Below are 13689 nucleotides of genomic sequence, written 5' to 3'. Positions count from 1 at the left end.
GGCCGGCCGCCGCCACGGCCGCCGCGCGCGCCGTCAACGAGCGGCTGCGCGAGGAGCAGGCCGCCGACCTCGTGGCCCGCGCGGCCGCCGCCCGGGCCATCGACCCCGACGACCCGGACATGCCCTCCGAGTTCCCGGAGCGCTGGTCCCGCTTCCTGCCCCCGGAGGACGTGACCTCACGGCTGCGCACGCACGTCAAGAGCTCACCCAAGAACGGGGACGTCTCGCCGCCGCCGGAGTGACCGGGCCGCCGCCGGCAGCGACACCTTGTCGCGCTCCCGAGTATCTGACCGGCCGGCGCCTCGCGCGCGCCACGGACCGGCTGCGCGACACCGACGACACCATCGGCGCCATCGCCCGCCAGGTCGGCTACGGCAGCGCGTTCGCGTTGTCCAGCGCCTTCAAGCGGGTGTACGGGGTCAGCCCGCAGGAACACCGGTCCCGGGTGGCGTGAGCGGGGATCGGCGCAGCACGGGTCGGGGCAGCACGGATCGGCGCAGCACGGATCGGCGCAGCGCGGATCGGAGCTCACGGGCGGGCGTAGCCTTTCGTACGTGTCCGACGAGCACGAAGACCCGTTCCGGTACACGGAGTGGGCGTCCCGGCTGACGGGTGCGGTCGTGTGGACCCGCACCACGGCGCCGGACGACCCGGCTCCGGTGCTGCCCGACGGCTGTATGGACCTCCTGTGGACGCGGGGCCGGCTCTTCGTCGCGGGACCCGACACGCACGCGTACGGGGGCGGTCCCGCGCCCGGAGGCATCCGCTTCGCCGGCGTCCGGTTCTTCCCCGGCACCGCGCCCGCCTACCTCGGCGTACCGGCTCATGAACTGCGCGACCGGCGGGTGGACTTGGCGGACCTGTGGCCGTCGGGGGACGTGCGGCGGCTGACCGAGCGGGTCGACTCGGCCGACGACCCCGCGGCGGCTCTGGAAGCGGTGGCCCTCGGCCGCGCGGCCGACACGGAGCCGCCCGATCGGCGGCTGCGGGAGATCGTGGCGGCCGTGTCCGCGGGCCGCTCCGTCGCCGCGACAGCGGACGCGCTGGGCTGGAGCGAGCGGCAGCTGCACCGCCGCTCCCGCGACGCGTTCGGCTACGGCCCCAAAACGCTGGCCCGGATCCTGCGCCTGCAACGGGCGCTCACCCTCGCCCGGGACGGGGTGCCCCTGGCGGACACGGCCCTCCGCGCCGGCTACGCCGACCAGGCCCATCTCGCCCGCGACGCACGGGACTTGGCGGGCGCGCCCATGGGTGAGCTACTGCGACGTTAGCGGCGCGAAGAGGTCCACGCCGTTGCCGTCCGGGTCGTTCACGACGGCGTACCGCTGGCCCCAGGGCGCGTCCCAGGGCTTGAGCTCAGCTGGGTAGCCGACGGCCACCAGCTCGTCGAACGAGGCGTCGACGTCCGCCGGGCTGTCGCACAGGAAGGCCAGCCCGATCCGGCCCCCGCCCGACGGCGGCTGCCACTCGGCGTGGAACGAACGGACGGTCTCCTCGGTGTCGAGCGCGAGGCGCAGCCCACCGGGCAGTTGCGCCTCCACGTGCGGCTGCTCCTCGGAACCCTCGGGAAACACGAGGCCGAGGCGGCGGTAGAAAGCGAGCGAAGCGGCCATGTCGGAGACGACGAGGCCGATGAGGTCGAATCGTGGAGTCATGCGGCCACCGTAGGAAGCCCGAGGGCAGAGGGTCTTGAAGGAATCGGACGGAGGGCTCGCGCGACTCGACCGCCATTCATGTCCATGAATAATAATCATGTACGCGTCTATTGACGCGTTCACGGCAAGCCTTTAGCGTCCCGAGAAAGCGCTTTCTCCGTCCGGATGCGGTGTCTGGCCGTCCGGCCCGTTCATGTCGTCGAACCGGCCGCATCGTCGCACCCGGAGCCGCCACAGAAAAGGGGTCAGCCCCGTGCGCCTGCCGTCTTGGTGCCGGACCCGACCCACCCAACCTGGAGGCACACGATGCACCTGAGACCTGTCATCGCGTCCGTCGGCCTGCTGGCCGGCACGCTCGTCGCGCTGTCCGGCAACACGGCGCAGGCCGCGTCCACCCGTTATGAGGCGGAGAGCTCCCCGGCGGTCTGCACCGGCACCGTCGACTCCGACTGGACCGGCTATTCCGGCAGCGGATTCTGCAACGGCGACAACGCGGCCGGAGCCTACGCACAGTTCACCGTGAACGCTCCCGCCTCGGGCACGGCGACGCTGAAGATCCGCTTCGCCAACGGAACCACCACCGCACGGCCCGCCAATGTCACCGTGAACGGCTCGGCGGCCACGTCGGCGTCGTTCGAGGGCACCGGCGCGTGGGGGACGTGGGCGACGAAGACGATCACGGTGCCGGTGACGTCGGGCAGCAACACGATCCGGCTCAGCCCCACCACCTCCGCCGGTCTGCCCAACATCGACTACCTCGATGCCGAGGTGACCGGTGACACCACCACGCCGCCGCCGTCGGCCTCGGCGCTGTACGTGGCGCCGAACGGCAGCGACAGCGCGGCCGGAACGGAGTCGGCCCCGACGACGCTCACCTCGGCGATCTCCCGCATCACCCCCGGCGGAACGATCTACATGCGTGGCGGCACCTACCGCTACTCGCAGACGGTCACCATCCCGGCGGGCAACAACGGCACTTCGAGTGACCGCACCGAGCTGTCCGCCTACCCGGGTGAGACACCGGTACTGAACTTCTCGGCCCAGAGCGAGGCCACGTCGAACCGCGGGCTCGCCGTGAACGGGTCGTACTGGCACGTCGAGGGCCTCGTCGTCGAGCGCGCCGGTGACAACGGGATCTTCGTCGGCGGCAGCAACAACATCTTCGAGCGCACGGTGACGCGCTTCAACCGTGACACCGGGCTGCAGCTCTCGCGGATGCTCTCCAGCACCCCCAAGGACCAGTGGCCGTCCAACAACCTCATCCTGAGCGCGGAGTCGCACGACAACGCCGACTCCGACGGCGAGGACGCCGACGGCTTCGCCGCGAAGCTCACCTCCGGTCCCGGGAACGTCTTCCGCTACGCCGTGGCCCACAACAACATCGACGACGGCTGGGACCTCTACACCAAGACCGACACGGGCGCCATCGGCGCGGTGACCATCGAGGACTCCCTCGCCTACGAGAACGGCACCCTCAGCGACGGCTCCCAGGCCGGCAACGGTGACCGCAACGGCTACAAGCTGGGCGGCGACGACATCGGGGTCAACCACGTCGTCCGGCGCAGCATCGCCTACGACAACGGCAAGCACGGGTTCACCTACAACAGCAACCCCGGATCGATGTCGGTCTCGGACAACATCAGCATCGACAACGCCCAGCGCAACTTCAACTTCGACGCCGGCACCTCGGTGTTCCGGAACAACACCTCGTGCCGCAGCGGCAGCGGAACGAACGACAGGATCGTCGGCAACGCCGACAGCTCGAACCAGTTCTGGTCCGGCTCGAACGGGTCCCGCTGCTCCTCGTACACCGGCGCCCTGAAGTGGTCCTTCGCGGCGGACGGCCGCCTCGTCGTGACCTTCGGGGGCAACGAGGTAACGCCGTAACCGACTTGACCGACCTGCCTTCCTGGCCGGCCCATCCGGTTCGTCCGGACGGGCCGGCCAGTTCCGACGCGGCTCGCCGTGTCAGTACGCCAGTGCGCAAGTGCGCCGCGGATCCGAAATTTTCGGGCCCCCGGCGCGCTGGGTCCCATCCCCTCCACGAAATAGGCTCGGATTTCATGGCAGCGCACACCGGCCCCCGGATACTCGTCTACTCCCGCACGACGGACTACCGGCACGAGTCGATCCCGGACGGCATAGCGGCCGTGCGCGCCCTCGGGACCGCGCACGGCTTCGAGGTGCACGCCACGGAGGATCCCGATCTCTTCGACGCGCCCCTCGACCCGTACGCGGCTGTCCTCTTCCTCTCCACCAGCGGTGACGTCCTGACGCCCGCGGGGCGTGAGCATCTCGCCGCGTACGTCGAGGCGGGCGGAGGTTTCGTCGGGGTGCACGCGGCGGCGTGTACCGAGTACGGCTGGCCGTACTACGGCGAACTGCTCGGCGCCCGGTTCGCGCGCCACCCCGACTATCAGCCGGGCAAGCTCCTCGTCGAGGACCACGACCACCCGGCGACCCGACTCCTGCCCGTGGCCTGGGAGTTCACGGACGAGTGGTACGACTTCCGGTCGAACCCGCGGGGTTCGGTACGGGTGCTCGCCTCGGCCGACGAATCCTCGTACGACGGCGGCGGGATGGGCGACGACCATCCCCTCGTGTGGTCCCGGGAGCAGGGGGCGGGCAAGGTCTTCTACACCGCACTCGGGCACGCCTCGGAGGCGTACGAGGACCCGGACTTCCGGGCGCATCTGCTCGGCGGCATCATGTGGGCGGCCGGTCTCGCGCGGGCGTAGGCCCGCGCAGGAGCGCGGTCCCGGGGTGCGCTCCCTGGGCGCGGGTCCGGGGCGCAGTCCTCCGGGCCCGGTCCTCAGGGTCGCTCCACGCCCTGGGCGGAGCCCGGCGGCTTCCCCGTGCTCTCCCGCACCACCAGGCGCGTGGACAGTTCGGTCCGTGTCCCCTCCGGCCGTTCGCCCGCCATGAGCCGTACCAGCAGGCGCATCGCGGTCGCGGCCATCTCCGACAGGGGCTGGCGGATCGTGGTCAGCGCGGGTGTGGCCCAGTGGGCCTCCGGCAGATCGTCGAATCCCACCACGCTCATGTCGTCCGGGACGGTCAGCTTCCGTTCGGCCAGGGCCCGGTAGGTGCCGAGGGCCATCTTGTCCGAGCAGACGAAGACGGCCGTGGGCGGTTCGGGCAGGTCGAGGAGTTCCAGCATGCGGCGGTGGGCGCCGACCTCGTTGAAGCTGCCGTAGCGGAGGTACTCCGGCCGGTGGCGGATGCCGGCCGCCGCGAGGGCCGAGCGGTAGCCGGCGACGCGGGCGCTGCTGCACATCTTGCGGCGGTATCCGGCGATGACCGCGATGCGCTCGTGGCCGAGGGAGATCAGATGCTCGGTGGCCGTCACCCCGCCCTGCCAGTTGGCCGCGCCCACCGAGACGACGCCGGGCGGCGGTTCGAGCACCGGGTCGATGAGGACGAACGGAATGCGGTGCTGTTCCAGCCAGGCGTACTGGGACTGGGTCAGCTCCGCCAGGTTGAACAGCACCCCGGCGGAGCCGCGTGTGGAGAGCTTGTCCAGCCAGCCGCGCTCGGGACGGCCGCCGCGTGTCCGGGTCAGGCCCGCCGAGACCACCACCTCCAGGCCCGCGTCGTGCGCGGCCTCCTCCACGCCGTGCAGCACCGCGCCCGACCAGGAGGACTCCAGTGAGTGCACGACGAGATCGACCATGCCCGGGGACTTCGCCGAGTCGAAGCGCGGTTTGCGTACATAGCCCAGCCGGTCGAGTGCCTCGGTGACCCGGCGGCGGGTCTCGGGTGCCACGTCCTCACGGCCGTTGACCACCTTCGACGCCGTCGGCACGGACACCCCGGCCTCGCGGGCCACGACAGCCAGCGTCGGCCCGGCCACGCTCCCGGTACGCACCATGGAAGCCCACCTCTCCGGCTCCGTCCCGAGAGCCAGCGAAAGTTTCGGATCGCCACCGGTCAGGCACGGTGACGTCGACCGCGCCTAGAAAGCGCTTCCTACATTATGGCCGCCACGAGTGCGCGCGGAAGGGTAGCTGTTCAGCGGATTTCTGACGAGCCGAAACTTTCGAAATGTCGAACACGTGGCTCGGGGTGAGCACACGGGGCACGGTGGGGTCCGCGGGGCGGGCGGAGCCCTCAGCGGTGACGCCAGAAACGGTCAGGCCGAGTGCCGCGTGGACTTCACTGCCTCCGAGATACCCGCGATCGCCCTCGGTCCCACCCGGCAGCAGCCGCCGATCAGCCGCGCCCCGGCCCGCTCCCACCCGGTGACCTGCTCGACGGTGAACGTGGAGCGCCCGGTCCAGGCGCGGGCCTCGGCGTCCCAGGCCTCGCCGCTGTTGGGGTAGACCACGACCGGCTTGCCGGTCACCCGCGCGGCGGTCTCCACCGCACCGTCCACGTCGTCGGGGGCACAGCAGTTGACGCCGACCGCGATCACCTCGTCGGCGTCGGCGGCGAGCGCGAAGGCCTCCTCCAGCGGCTGCCCGGCCCGCGTCCGGTCCCCGGCCACGCTGTACGACAGCCACGCCGGTACGCCCAGTCCGCGCACCGCCCGCAGCAGCGCCCGGGCCTCGTCGGCGTCGGGCAGCGTCTCCAGCGCGAGTACATCGGGCGAGGCGGCGGCCAGCACCTCCAGCCGGGGCCGGTGGAACCGCTCCAACTCGGCCACGCTCAGCCCGTACCGCCCCCGGTACTCCGAACCGTCCGCCAGCATCGCACCGTACGGACCTACCGACGCCGCCACCCACAACGGCTGCCGTACGCCCTTGGCTTCGGCCTGCCGGGCGGCCTCGCGGGCGAGTTCGACGCTGAGCCCGAGCAGTTCGGCCGCGCGCTCGCGGGCGATGCCGCGCCGGGCGAACCCCTCGAAGGTCGCCTGATAGCTGGAGGTGATCGCGACGTTCGCGCCCGCCTCGAAGTAGGCGAGATGCGCCTGAGTGATCGCCTCCGGCCGCTCGGCGAGCAGCCGCGCCGACCAGAGCTCGTCGCTCAGGTCGTGCCCGGCCGATTCGAGCTGATTCGACATACCGCCGTCGAGAACGACCGTGTCGGTGGTGCCTGTGCCGGCGAGCGCTTCGGCGAGGGTGGGAGAGGTGTCGCTGGTCATGTCACGACGCTAGCCGAAGCGGGAGCCGTCGCCCCGATGTGTCCAGTGCATGAACAAATCGACCACCATGTGGGATCGCGGGATACGATCACGACCTTCCCCCCTCCTCCCCCTTCTCTCCCCACGGACACCCCCATGCCTGCAGCAGACACCACCGACGCCGCCGACGACGCCGCCGAGCCCGCACCGCCGACCGACGAGAACCCGGCGTCCATACGCCCCAGAGGCTTCGGTCTCGCCGCCGCCACCGCCCTCGTGATGGGCAACATCATCGGCGGCGGCATCTTCGCCCTGCCCGCCACCGTCGCCCCGTACGGCACGGTCAGCCTGCTGGCCTTCCTCGTCCTGTCCGTCGCCGCGGTGCTGCTCGCGCTGCTCTTCGGGAAGCTCGCACGCCGCAGCCCCGTCACCGGCGGCCTGTACGTGTACCCGCGCGACGCGTTCGGCGAGTTCGCCGGCTTCCTGTCGGCGTGGTCGTACTGGACGATGACCTGGGTCAGCATCGCCGCCCTCGCCGTCGCCACCGTCGGATACGCCGACGTGCTGCTGCCGCTGGGCGACAACAAGGCGCTGCAGGCGGCGGTGGCGCTGGCCGCCCTGTGGCTGCCCGCCGCCGCGAACTTCGCCGGCACCCGCTGGGTCGGAGGCGTGCAGATCGTCTCGACCGTCCTGAAGTTCGTACCGCTGCTCCTCGTCGCGACCGTCGGCCTCTTCTTCATGGACACCGACAACTTCGGCCCCTTCAACGCCTCCGGCGAGAGCGCGCCCGGCGCCCTCGCCGCCTCCGCCGCGCTGCTCCTCTACAGCTTCCTGGGCGTCGAGTCGGCCGCGATGAGCGCGGGCGAGGTCCGCGACCCGGAGCGCACGGTGGGCCGCGCGAGCGTCCTGGGCACACTCGGCTCCGCACTGGTCTATCTGCTCGGCACGGTCGCGGTCTTCGGCCTCGTACCGCACGGTGAACTCGCCGAGTCCGGGGCGCCGTTCGCCGACGCCGTCGACGCGATGGCCGGCGGCCACTGGGGCGGCACGCTCATCGCCGCCGTCGCCCTCGCCTCGATGGTCGGCTGCCTCAACGGCTGGATCCTGATGAGCGCCCAGATGCCGTATGCCGCCGCCCGCGACGGATTGTTCCCCGCGCCTTTCGCCCGCGTCGGCAAGGGCGGGGTCCCCGGCTTCGGCGTGCTGGCCTGTGCGGTCCTCGGCACGCTGCTGATCGCCCTCAACTACACGGCGGGCCCGGACACCACCTTCCGCGTCCTCGTCCTCATCACCACCTTCACCGGCTGCGTGCCCTACCTGCTGTCAGCCGCGGCCCAGCTGTTCTGGCTCGCCCAGGGCACCCGCGAGCGGGTACGCCCCGCGGGGCTGGCCCGCGACCTGATCGTCGCCGTCCTCTCCTTCGCCTTCTCCTTCTGGCTGATCGCGGGCGCGGGCTATGCGGCGGTCTACCAGGGCGTGCTGTTCCTGTTCGCCGGGATCCCCGTGTACGTATGGCTGCGGGGGCGGCGCGTCGCCTAGGTGAGTGAGTCCGATGTCTGCGCTGGTCGCGACGGATCTGCCGGCATCAGCCGAAGCGGCCGGAGATGTAGTCCTCGGTGCGCTGGTCGGAGGGGTTGGAGAAGATCCGCTCGGTCTCGTCGTACTCGATGAGCCTGCCGTGCCGTTCCCCCTTGTCGTCGACGTCCGAGGTGAAGAAGGCGGTGCGGTGCGAGACGCGCGCGGCCTGCTGCATGTTGTGCGTGACGATGACGATCGTGAACTCCTGGGCCAGGTGCTCCATCAGGTCCTCGATCTTCGCGGTGGCGATCGGGTCCAGGGCCGAGCACGGCTCGTCCATCAGGATCACCTCGGGCTGGACCGCGATCGTACGGGCGATGCACAACCGCTGCTGCTGACCGCCCGACAGCGCCAGCGCGGAGGTCTTCAGCTTGTCCTTGACCTCGTCCCACAGCGCCGCATGGGTGAGGGTCTCCTCGACCAGGTCGTCGAGGTTTCCCTTGAAGCCGCCCACTCGGGGCCCGTACGCGATGTTGTCGTAGATCGACTTCGGGAACGGGTTCGGCTTCTGGAAGACCATGCCGATGCGGCGCCGCACCTCGATGGGGTCGACCTCCTTCCCGTACAGGTTCTCGCCGTGGTAGCTGATCTTGCCGACCACGCGGGCCGTGGGGATGAGGTCGTTCATACGGTTGAAGCAGCGGATCATGGTGGACTTGCCACAGCCGGACGGGCCGATCATCGCGGTGATCTGGCGGTCGCCGATGGTCATGTTGATGTCGCGGACGGCTTCGTGTTCGCCGTAGAACACCGACAGACTGCCGACCTCGAAGACCGGCGTGGTCAGCGGCGGAGCATCGCGAAAGGAGACCCGCGGGGCCGTGGTGCTGCTGGTGGGGTCGAGGGCGCCGGAGGGGGAGGCGACGGCGGCCACTTGCGCGGACCGAAGGGCCTGCCGACGAAGGCGTTGGATGCGTCGAGAGGGCTCTGAGGTCATGGCGCGGTCACCAGCGGTGGGAGTAGCGGTTGCGGAGCCAGATGGCCAGGGAGTTCATGGCCAGCAGGATGACCAGGAGGATCACGATCGCGGCGGCGGCGAGTGAGACGAATTCGGCACGGGACTGGCTGATCCAGTTGAAGATCTGGATCGGCAGCACCGTGAAGGGGCTCTCCGGGCCGGTCGGGTTGAAGGTGATGAAGGTCAGGCCGCCGAGCAGCAGCAGCGGGGCTGCCTCGCCGATGGCGCGGGACAGGGCGAGGATGGAGCCGGTGGCCATGCCGGGTACGGCCGCGGGCAGCACCTGGCGCCAGATGGTCTGCCACTGGGTGGCACCCAACGCCAGGGATGCCTCGCGGATGGATTGCGGTACGGCGCGGATCGCCTCCCGCGCGGCGATGATCACGGTGGGCAGGACCAGGAGCGACAGCGTGAGCGAGGCGGTCAGCACGGTCTGGCCGAAGCCGAGGCCGCGGGAGATGATGCCGAGGCCGAGGATGCCGTAGACGATCGACGGGACCGCCGCCAGGTTCTGGATGTTGATCTCGACCGCGCGGTTCCACCAGCGATCGGGGTCGGCGTACTCCTCCAGGTAGATGGCGGTGAGGATGCCGACGGGCAGGCAGTAGAGCGCGGTGAAGCCGATGACCCAGACGGTGCCCATGATCGCCGACTGGGCACCGGCCTGTGACGGGTCGATGATGTCGGGGAAGTTCGTCAGGATCCGGGAGTCCAGCCGGGGCCATGCCTCCGCCACGACGTAGACGAGAAGGGAGCCGAGGAAGACCACACCGACGGCGAGCGAGGCCCACAGGCTCAAGTGGAACAACCGCTCCCGCCAGGGCGTGCCGTCGCCCTTGAGCCGGTACACCTCCGGGGCGCCGGTCTCCGGCCCCCTGCCGAGGACGGGGGTGCCCATCACTCGTACACCTCCCGGTACTTGCGGACCAGGCGAATGCTGACCAGGTTCATCACCAGCGTCATGACGAACAGCAGCGCGCCCACCGCGAAGATCGTCTGGTAGCCGATGGTGCCGGTCGGCAGGTCGCCGATTCCGGCGGCCGCGATGAACGCGGTCATCGTCTGCATGCCTTCGAGCGGGTCGAAGGACAGGTTGGGCCGGCCACCCGCGGCGATCGCGACGATCATGGTCTCGCCGATCGCCCGCGAGACGCCGAGCATCATCGCGGCGACGATGCCGGACAGCGCGGCGGGGAAGACGACCCGGGTGGCAACCTGCATGCGGGACGATCCCAGCGCGAAGGCGCCGTCGCGCAGGTCGTTCGGTACGGCGTTCATGGCGTCCTCGGAAAGCGAGGCGATCGTCGGGATGATCATGATGCCCATGACGAAGCCCGCCGAGAGCGCGTTGAAGACCTGTGGCCCCTCGCCGCCCGGCCAGATGTCCTGCAACAGCGGGGTGAGGGCCTGCAGGGCGAAGAAGCCGTACACGACGGTGGGGATACCGGCGAGGACCTCCAGGATCGGCTTGAAGAACGCCCGGACCCTGGGTCTGGCGTACTCGCTCAGGTACACGGCCGCCCCCAGGCCCAGCGGCACGGCGACCAGCAGCGCGATCAGTGTGACCATCAGCGTGCCGGTGACCAGGGGCAGGACGCCGAAGTGCGGCGGCTTGAACAGCGGTGACCAGTCGGTGCCGGTGATGAAGTCGCCGAAGCTCACCTTGCCGAAGAACTCGGCGGCGGGCGGGATGAGCGCGATGATGATGCCGACGGTGGTCAGCACGGAGACCAGGGACGCGGCGACGAGCAGCACCCTGATCGCCTTCTCCCCGTAGCGCGGCCGGGACCCCCTCAGGAAGCCGGGGCTTCCTGAAGCGGCCCTGCGCCCGCTGCCCGTGGAGGTCATGACCCGTGCTGCCCCCGCAGTCTCTCCAGGTCCTTGTTCAGCTCGGCCTGCTGCGTTTGGTTCAGTGGTACGAACAATGCCTTCTCGGCGATCTCGGCGCTGTTCTCCACGTAGTACTCGACGAACGCCTCGACCTCCGGCTTGTCCAGCGAGGACGCCTTCGGGTAGATGAACAGCGGCCGCGACAGCGGCTTGTAGCTGCCGTCCTGCACGGTCTTGGAGGTCGGCTCGACGCAGCCGTCACCGCCGTCGATCTTCAGGACCTTCAGCTCGTCCTTGTTCTCCTCGTAGTACGACAGGCCGAAGTAGCCCATGCCGCCCTTGGAGCCGGACACGCCCTGCACGGTGACGTTGTCGTCCTCGCTCGGCGAGTACTCCGTACGGGATGCGCCCTCCTCACCGTTGATGGCCTCGGTGAAGTAGTCGAACGTGCCCGAGTCGGTGCCCGGGCCGAAGAGCTCGAGTTTCTCGTCCGGGAACTTGGGGTCGACCTGGTTCCAGTTGTTGACCTTGGAGCCGGGCTCCCAGATCTTCTTCAGCTGCTCGACCGTCAGGCATTCGGCGAAGTCGTTGTCCTTGTTCACCACGACCGACAGCCCGTCGTTGGCGATCTGGAGCTCCTCGTAGGTGATGTCGTTCTTCTGGCAGGCTGCCTTCTCGTCGGCCTCGATCGGGCGCGAGGCATCGGAGATATCGGTCTCGCCCGCGCAGAACTTCTCGAAGCCGCCACCTGTGCCGGAGGTGCCCACAGTCACCCTGACACCGGGGTTCTCCCCCTGGAAGAGCTGGGCAGCCGCCGTGGAAAGCGGAGCCACCGTGCTGGAACCGTCCACCCGGATCGTGCCGGACAGGTCGCCCTCGACACCACCGTCCCCGGAAGCGGAACCGCTGGCTGATCCACCGCACGCGCTCGCGGCCAGCAGCACAACAGCCGTCAGGACCACGGGGGCCACAGGAACAGGTCTGCGCAACGAAGCGTGAATGTTCACGTGACTCCCCGATCCTCGCGTGGGCCGCTTCTCCGGCCAATATGCATGAGACGGGCAAAGTGCACTACTCGAATAATTCGACCAAACCCCACATATATGAACCATGCGTGAACGGCGTGCCGCCAAGCGGCAAAGAACCACCGCCCGCCTTAGGCCGAGTGATCTTGTTCCAGGCGTGGAAGGGTGTCCCACAGGTCGGTGCGGTGGGCGCCGACCAGTGCGCCGATCCGGTCCAGGACGTCCTCGACGGGCAGCGGATCCAGACGCCGGCCGTCCCGCAGACGCAGGGCCACCCGGTCGTCTGCGGCCTCCTTGGCACCGATCACCGCCTGGTACGGCACGAGGCGGGCCTCCCGGATACGGGCGCCCAGGCTGCCGCGCTCCGGACCGGCGAGCTCGGCCCGCAGCCCGAGGTCGGCGCACCGCCGGGCGAGCGCCTCGGCGTTCGGCAGCTCGGCCTCGGAGATCGGCAGGACGACCACCTGGGTGGGGGACAACCAGGCCGGGAAGGCGCCGCCGTGCTCCTCGATGAGGTGGGCGACTGCTCGTTCCACACTGCCGATGATGCTGCGGTGGACCATGACCGGCCGGTGCTTCGCGCCGTCCGCGCCGATGTAGCGCAGGTCGAACCGCTCGGGCTGGTGGAAGTCGACCTGGACGGTGGACAGGGTGGACTCCCGGCCCAGGCCGTCGACGACCTGGACGTCGATCTTCGGACCGTAGAACGCGGCCTCGCCCTCGGCTGCCTCGTACGGCAGACCCGAGCGGTCCAGGACCTCGGTCAGCAGCGCGATGGACCGCTCCCACTTCTCGGGGGCGGCGACGTACTTCCCACCCGGGCCCGGCAGCGACAGCCGGTAGCGGGCCGCGCTGATGCCGAGCGCCTCGTACGCCCGCCGGATCATCTCGAGCGCCGCGGCTGCCTCGTCGGCGACCTGGTCGAGGGTGCAGAAGATGTGCGCGTCGTTGAGCTGGATGGCCCGTACGCGGGTCAGCCCGCCCAGCACGCCGGACAGCTCGCCGCGGTACATGCCGCCCAACTCGGCCATGCGCAGGGGTAGTTCGCGGTAGCTGTGGGATCGGGAGCGGTAGATGAGCGCGTGGTGGGGGCACAGGCTCGGTCGCAGTACGACCTGCTCCGCGCCCAGGTCCATCGGCGGGAACATGTCGTCGCTGTAGTGCGACCAGTGACCCGAGATCTCGTACAGCTCCCGCTTGCCGAGCACCGGTGAGTACACATGCCGGTAGCCTGCCTTCCGCTCCGCGGTGCGGATGTACTCCTCCAGGGCGTGCCGTACGACCGCGCCGTCGGGCAGCCAGTACGGCAGCCCCGCGCCGATCAGCGGGTCGGTGTCGAACAGGGCGAGTTCACGGCCGAGTTTGCGGTGGTCGTGCATGGTGGTGGTCTCCTCGGTGAGGGCTCCGGCCGAGTGCCCACCGCGCAAGCCGAAGCCCCGGGGCACTCGCCCCGGGGCTTCGGACTGGCTCATCGGTCAGCGCGCCGGGACACTCTCCGGCGTCGTCGTCATATGGGCGCGCTTCATGTGGGGGACGGTAGCAGCGGGGCGGGGCGCTCCGCTCGGGTTTTCCGGCGCGGGT

Annotated in this window: 12 protein-coding genes and 2 pseudogenes; 6 read left to right on the top strand and 8 right to left on the bottom strand. The window is 70.1% G+C overall.

The features are described 5' to 3' along the window. From FE633_RS45615 to FE633_RS45605, 3 genes and pseudogenes are all read left to right on the top strand, one after another. Positions 1–242: pseudogene (locus FE633_RS45615) on the top strand (YihY/virulence factor BrkB family protein); the annotation flags it as partial. Between the two features lie 41 nt (positions 243–283). Beyond that, positions 284–454 (top strand): annotated as a pseudogene (locus tag FE633_RS45610) (helix-turn-helix domain-containing protein); the annotation flags it as partial. Positions 455–554: 100 nt separating this feature from the next. After that, positions 555–1271 (top strand): helix-turn-helix transcriptional regulator, encoded by a 717-nt coding sequence (locus FE633_RS45605; RefSeq protein WP_138051046.1) that lies wholly within the window; start codon positions 555–557, stop codon positions 1269–1271. Here the strand turns inward: FE633_RS45605 and FE633_RS45600 are convergent. Continuing rightward, positions 1257–1655, bottom strand: a complete 399-nt coding sequence (locus tag FE633_RS45600) for a VOC family protein (protein ID WP_138051045.1) — start codon at positions 1653–1655, stop codon at positions 1257–1259. The genes FE633_RS45605 and FE633_RS45600 overlap by 15 nt on opposite strands. A gap of 306 nt (positions 1656–1961) precedes the next feature. Between FE633_RS45600 and FE633_RS45595 the strand changes: the two genes are divergently transcribed. Together FE633_RS45595 and FE633_RS45590 are read left to right on the top strand one after the other, a co-directional pair. Beyond that, positions 1962–3542, top strand: a complete 1581-nt coding sequence (locus FE633_RS45595) for a carbohydrate-binding protein (protein ID WP_138051044.1) — start codon at positions 1962–1964, stop codon at positions 3540–3542. Between the two features lie 176 nt (positions 3543–3718). Beyond that, positions 3719–4393 (top strand): ThuA domain-containing protein, encoded by a 675-nt coding sequence (locus FE633_RS45590; protein WP_138051043.1) that lies wholly within the window; start codon positions 3719–3721, stop codon positions 4391–4393. Between the two features lie 74 nt (positions 4394–4467). On the opposite strand, the gene FE633_RS45585 is transcribed toward FE633_RS45590, so the two are convergent. Both FE633_RS45585 and mmuM read right to left on the bottom strand, forming a co-directional pair. Further along, positions 4468–5526, bottom strand: a complete 1059-nt coding sequence (locus tag FE633_RS45585) for a LacI family DNA-binding transcriptional regulator (RefSeq protein WP_138051042.1) — start codon at positions 5524–5526, stop codon at positions 4468–4470. Between the two features lie 261 nt (positions 5527–5787). Then, positions 5788–6738, bottom strand: a complete 951-nt coding sequence (mmuM, locus tag FE633_RS45580) for a homocysteine S-methyltransferase (RefSeq protein ID WP_138051041.1) — start codon at positions 6736–6738, stop codon at positions 5788–5790. A gap of 135 nt (positions 6739–6873) precedes the next feature. On the opposite strand from mmuM, the gene FE633_RS45575 reads away from it, so the two are divergent. Beyond that, a complete protein-coding gene (locus FE633_RS45575) occupies positions 6874–8256 on the top strand; it encodes an amino acid permease (RefSeq protein WP_138051040.1) in 1383 nt (460 codons plus the stop codon). A 46-nt stretch (positions 8257–8302) separates the two neighbouring features. Here FE633_RS45575 and pstB read toward each other — a convergent pair whose 3' ends face one another. The 5 genes from pstB to thrS all read right to left on the bottom strand — a co-directional run bounded on the left by pstB (position 8303) and on the right by thrS (position 13580). After that, a complete protein-coding gene (gene pstB / locus FE633_RS45570) occupies positions 8303–9082 on the bottom strand; it encodes a phosphate ABC transporter ATP-binding protein PstB (RefSeq protein ID WP_246114140.1) in 780 nt (259 codons plus the stop codon). 157 nt (positions 9083–9239) lie between these two features. Beyond that, positions 9240–10151, bottom strand: coding sequence for a phosphate ABC transporter permease PstA (gene pstA, locus FE633_RS45565; RefSeq protein WP_138051038.1), 912 nt, complete (start codon positions 10149–10151; stop codon positions 9240–9242). Further along, positions 10151–11101 carry a phosphate ABC transporter permease subunit PstC gene (pstC, locus tag FE633_RS45560; RefSeq protein WP_138051037.1) on the bottom strand — a complete coding sequence of 317 codons (951 nt, stop codon included), beginning with the start codon at positions 11099–11101 and terminating at the stop codon, positions 10151–10153. The genes pstA and pstC overlap by 1 nt, the downstream gene beginning before the upstream one ends. Beyond that, the gene (locus tag FE633_RS45555; protein ID WP_246114139.1) at positions 11098–12090 is read right to left on the bottom strand and encodes a PstS family phosphate ABC transporter substrate-binding protein; all 993 of its coding nucleotides are present in this window, start codon (positions 12088–12090) and stop codon (positions 11098–11100) included. Before FE633_RS45555 ends, pstC begins: the two co-directional genes overlap by 4 nt. 149 nt (positions 12091–12239) lie before the next feature. Beyond that, positions 12240–13580: a threonine--tRNA ligase gene (gene thrS / locus FE633_RS45550; protein WP_342791280.1), complete on the bottom strand. Its 1341-nt coding sequence runs from the start codon at positions 13578–13580 to the stop codon at positions 12240–12242. Positions 13581–13689 lie beyond the last annotated feature (109 nt).

It is taken from the genome of Streptomyces montanus, from assembly GCF_005786655.1.
GTDB lineage: Bacteria > Actinomycetota > Actinomycetes > Streptomycetales > Streptomycetaceae > Streptomyces > Streptomyces sporangiiformans.
This window is presented reverse-complemented; position numbering and strand designations above follow the sequence as displayed.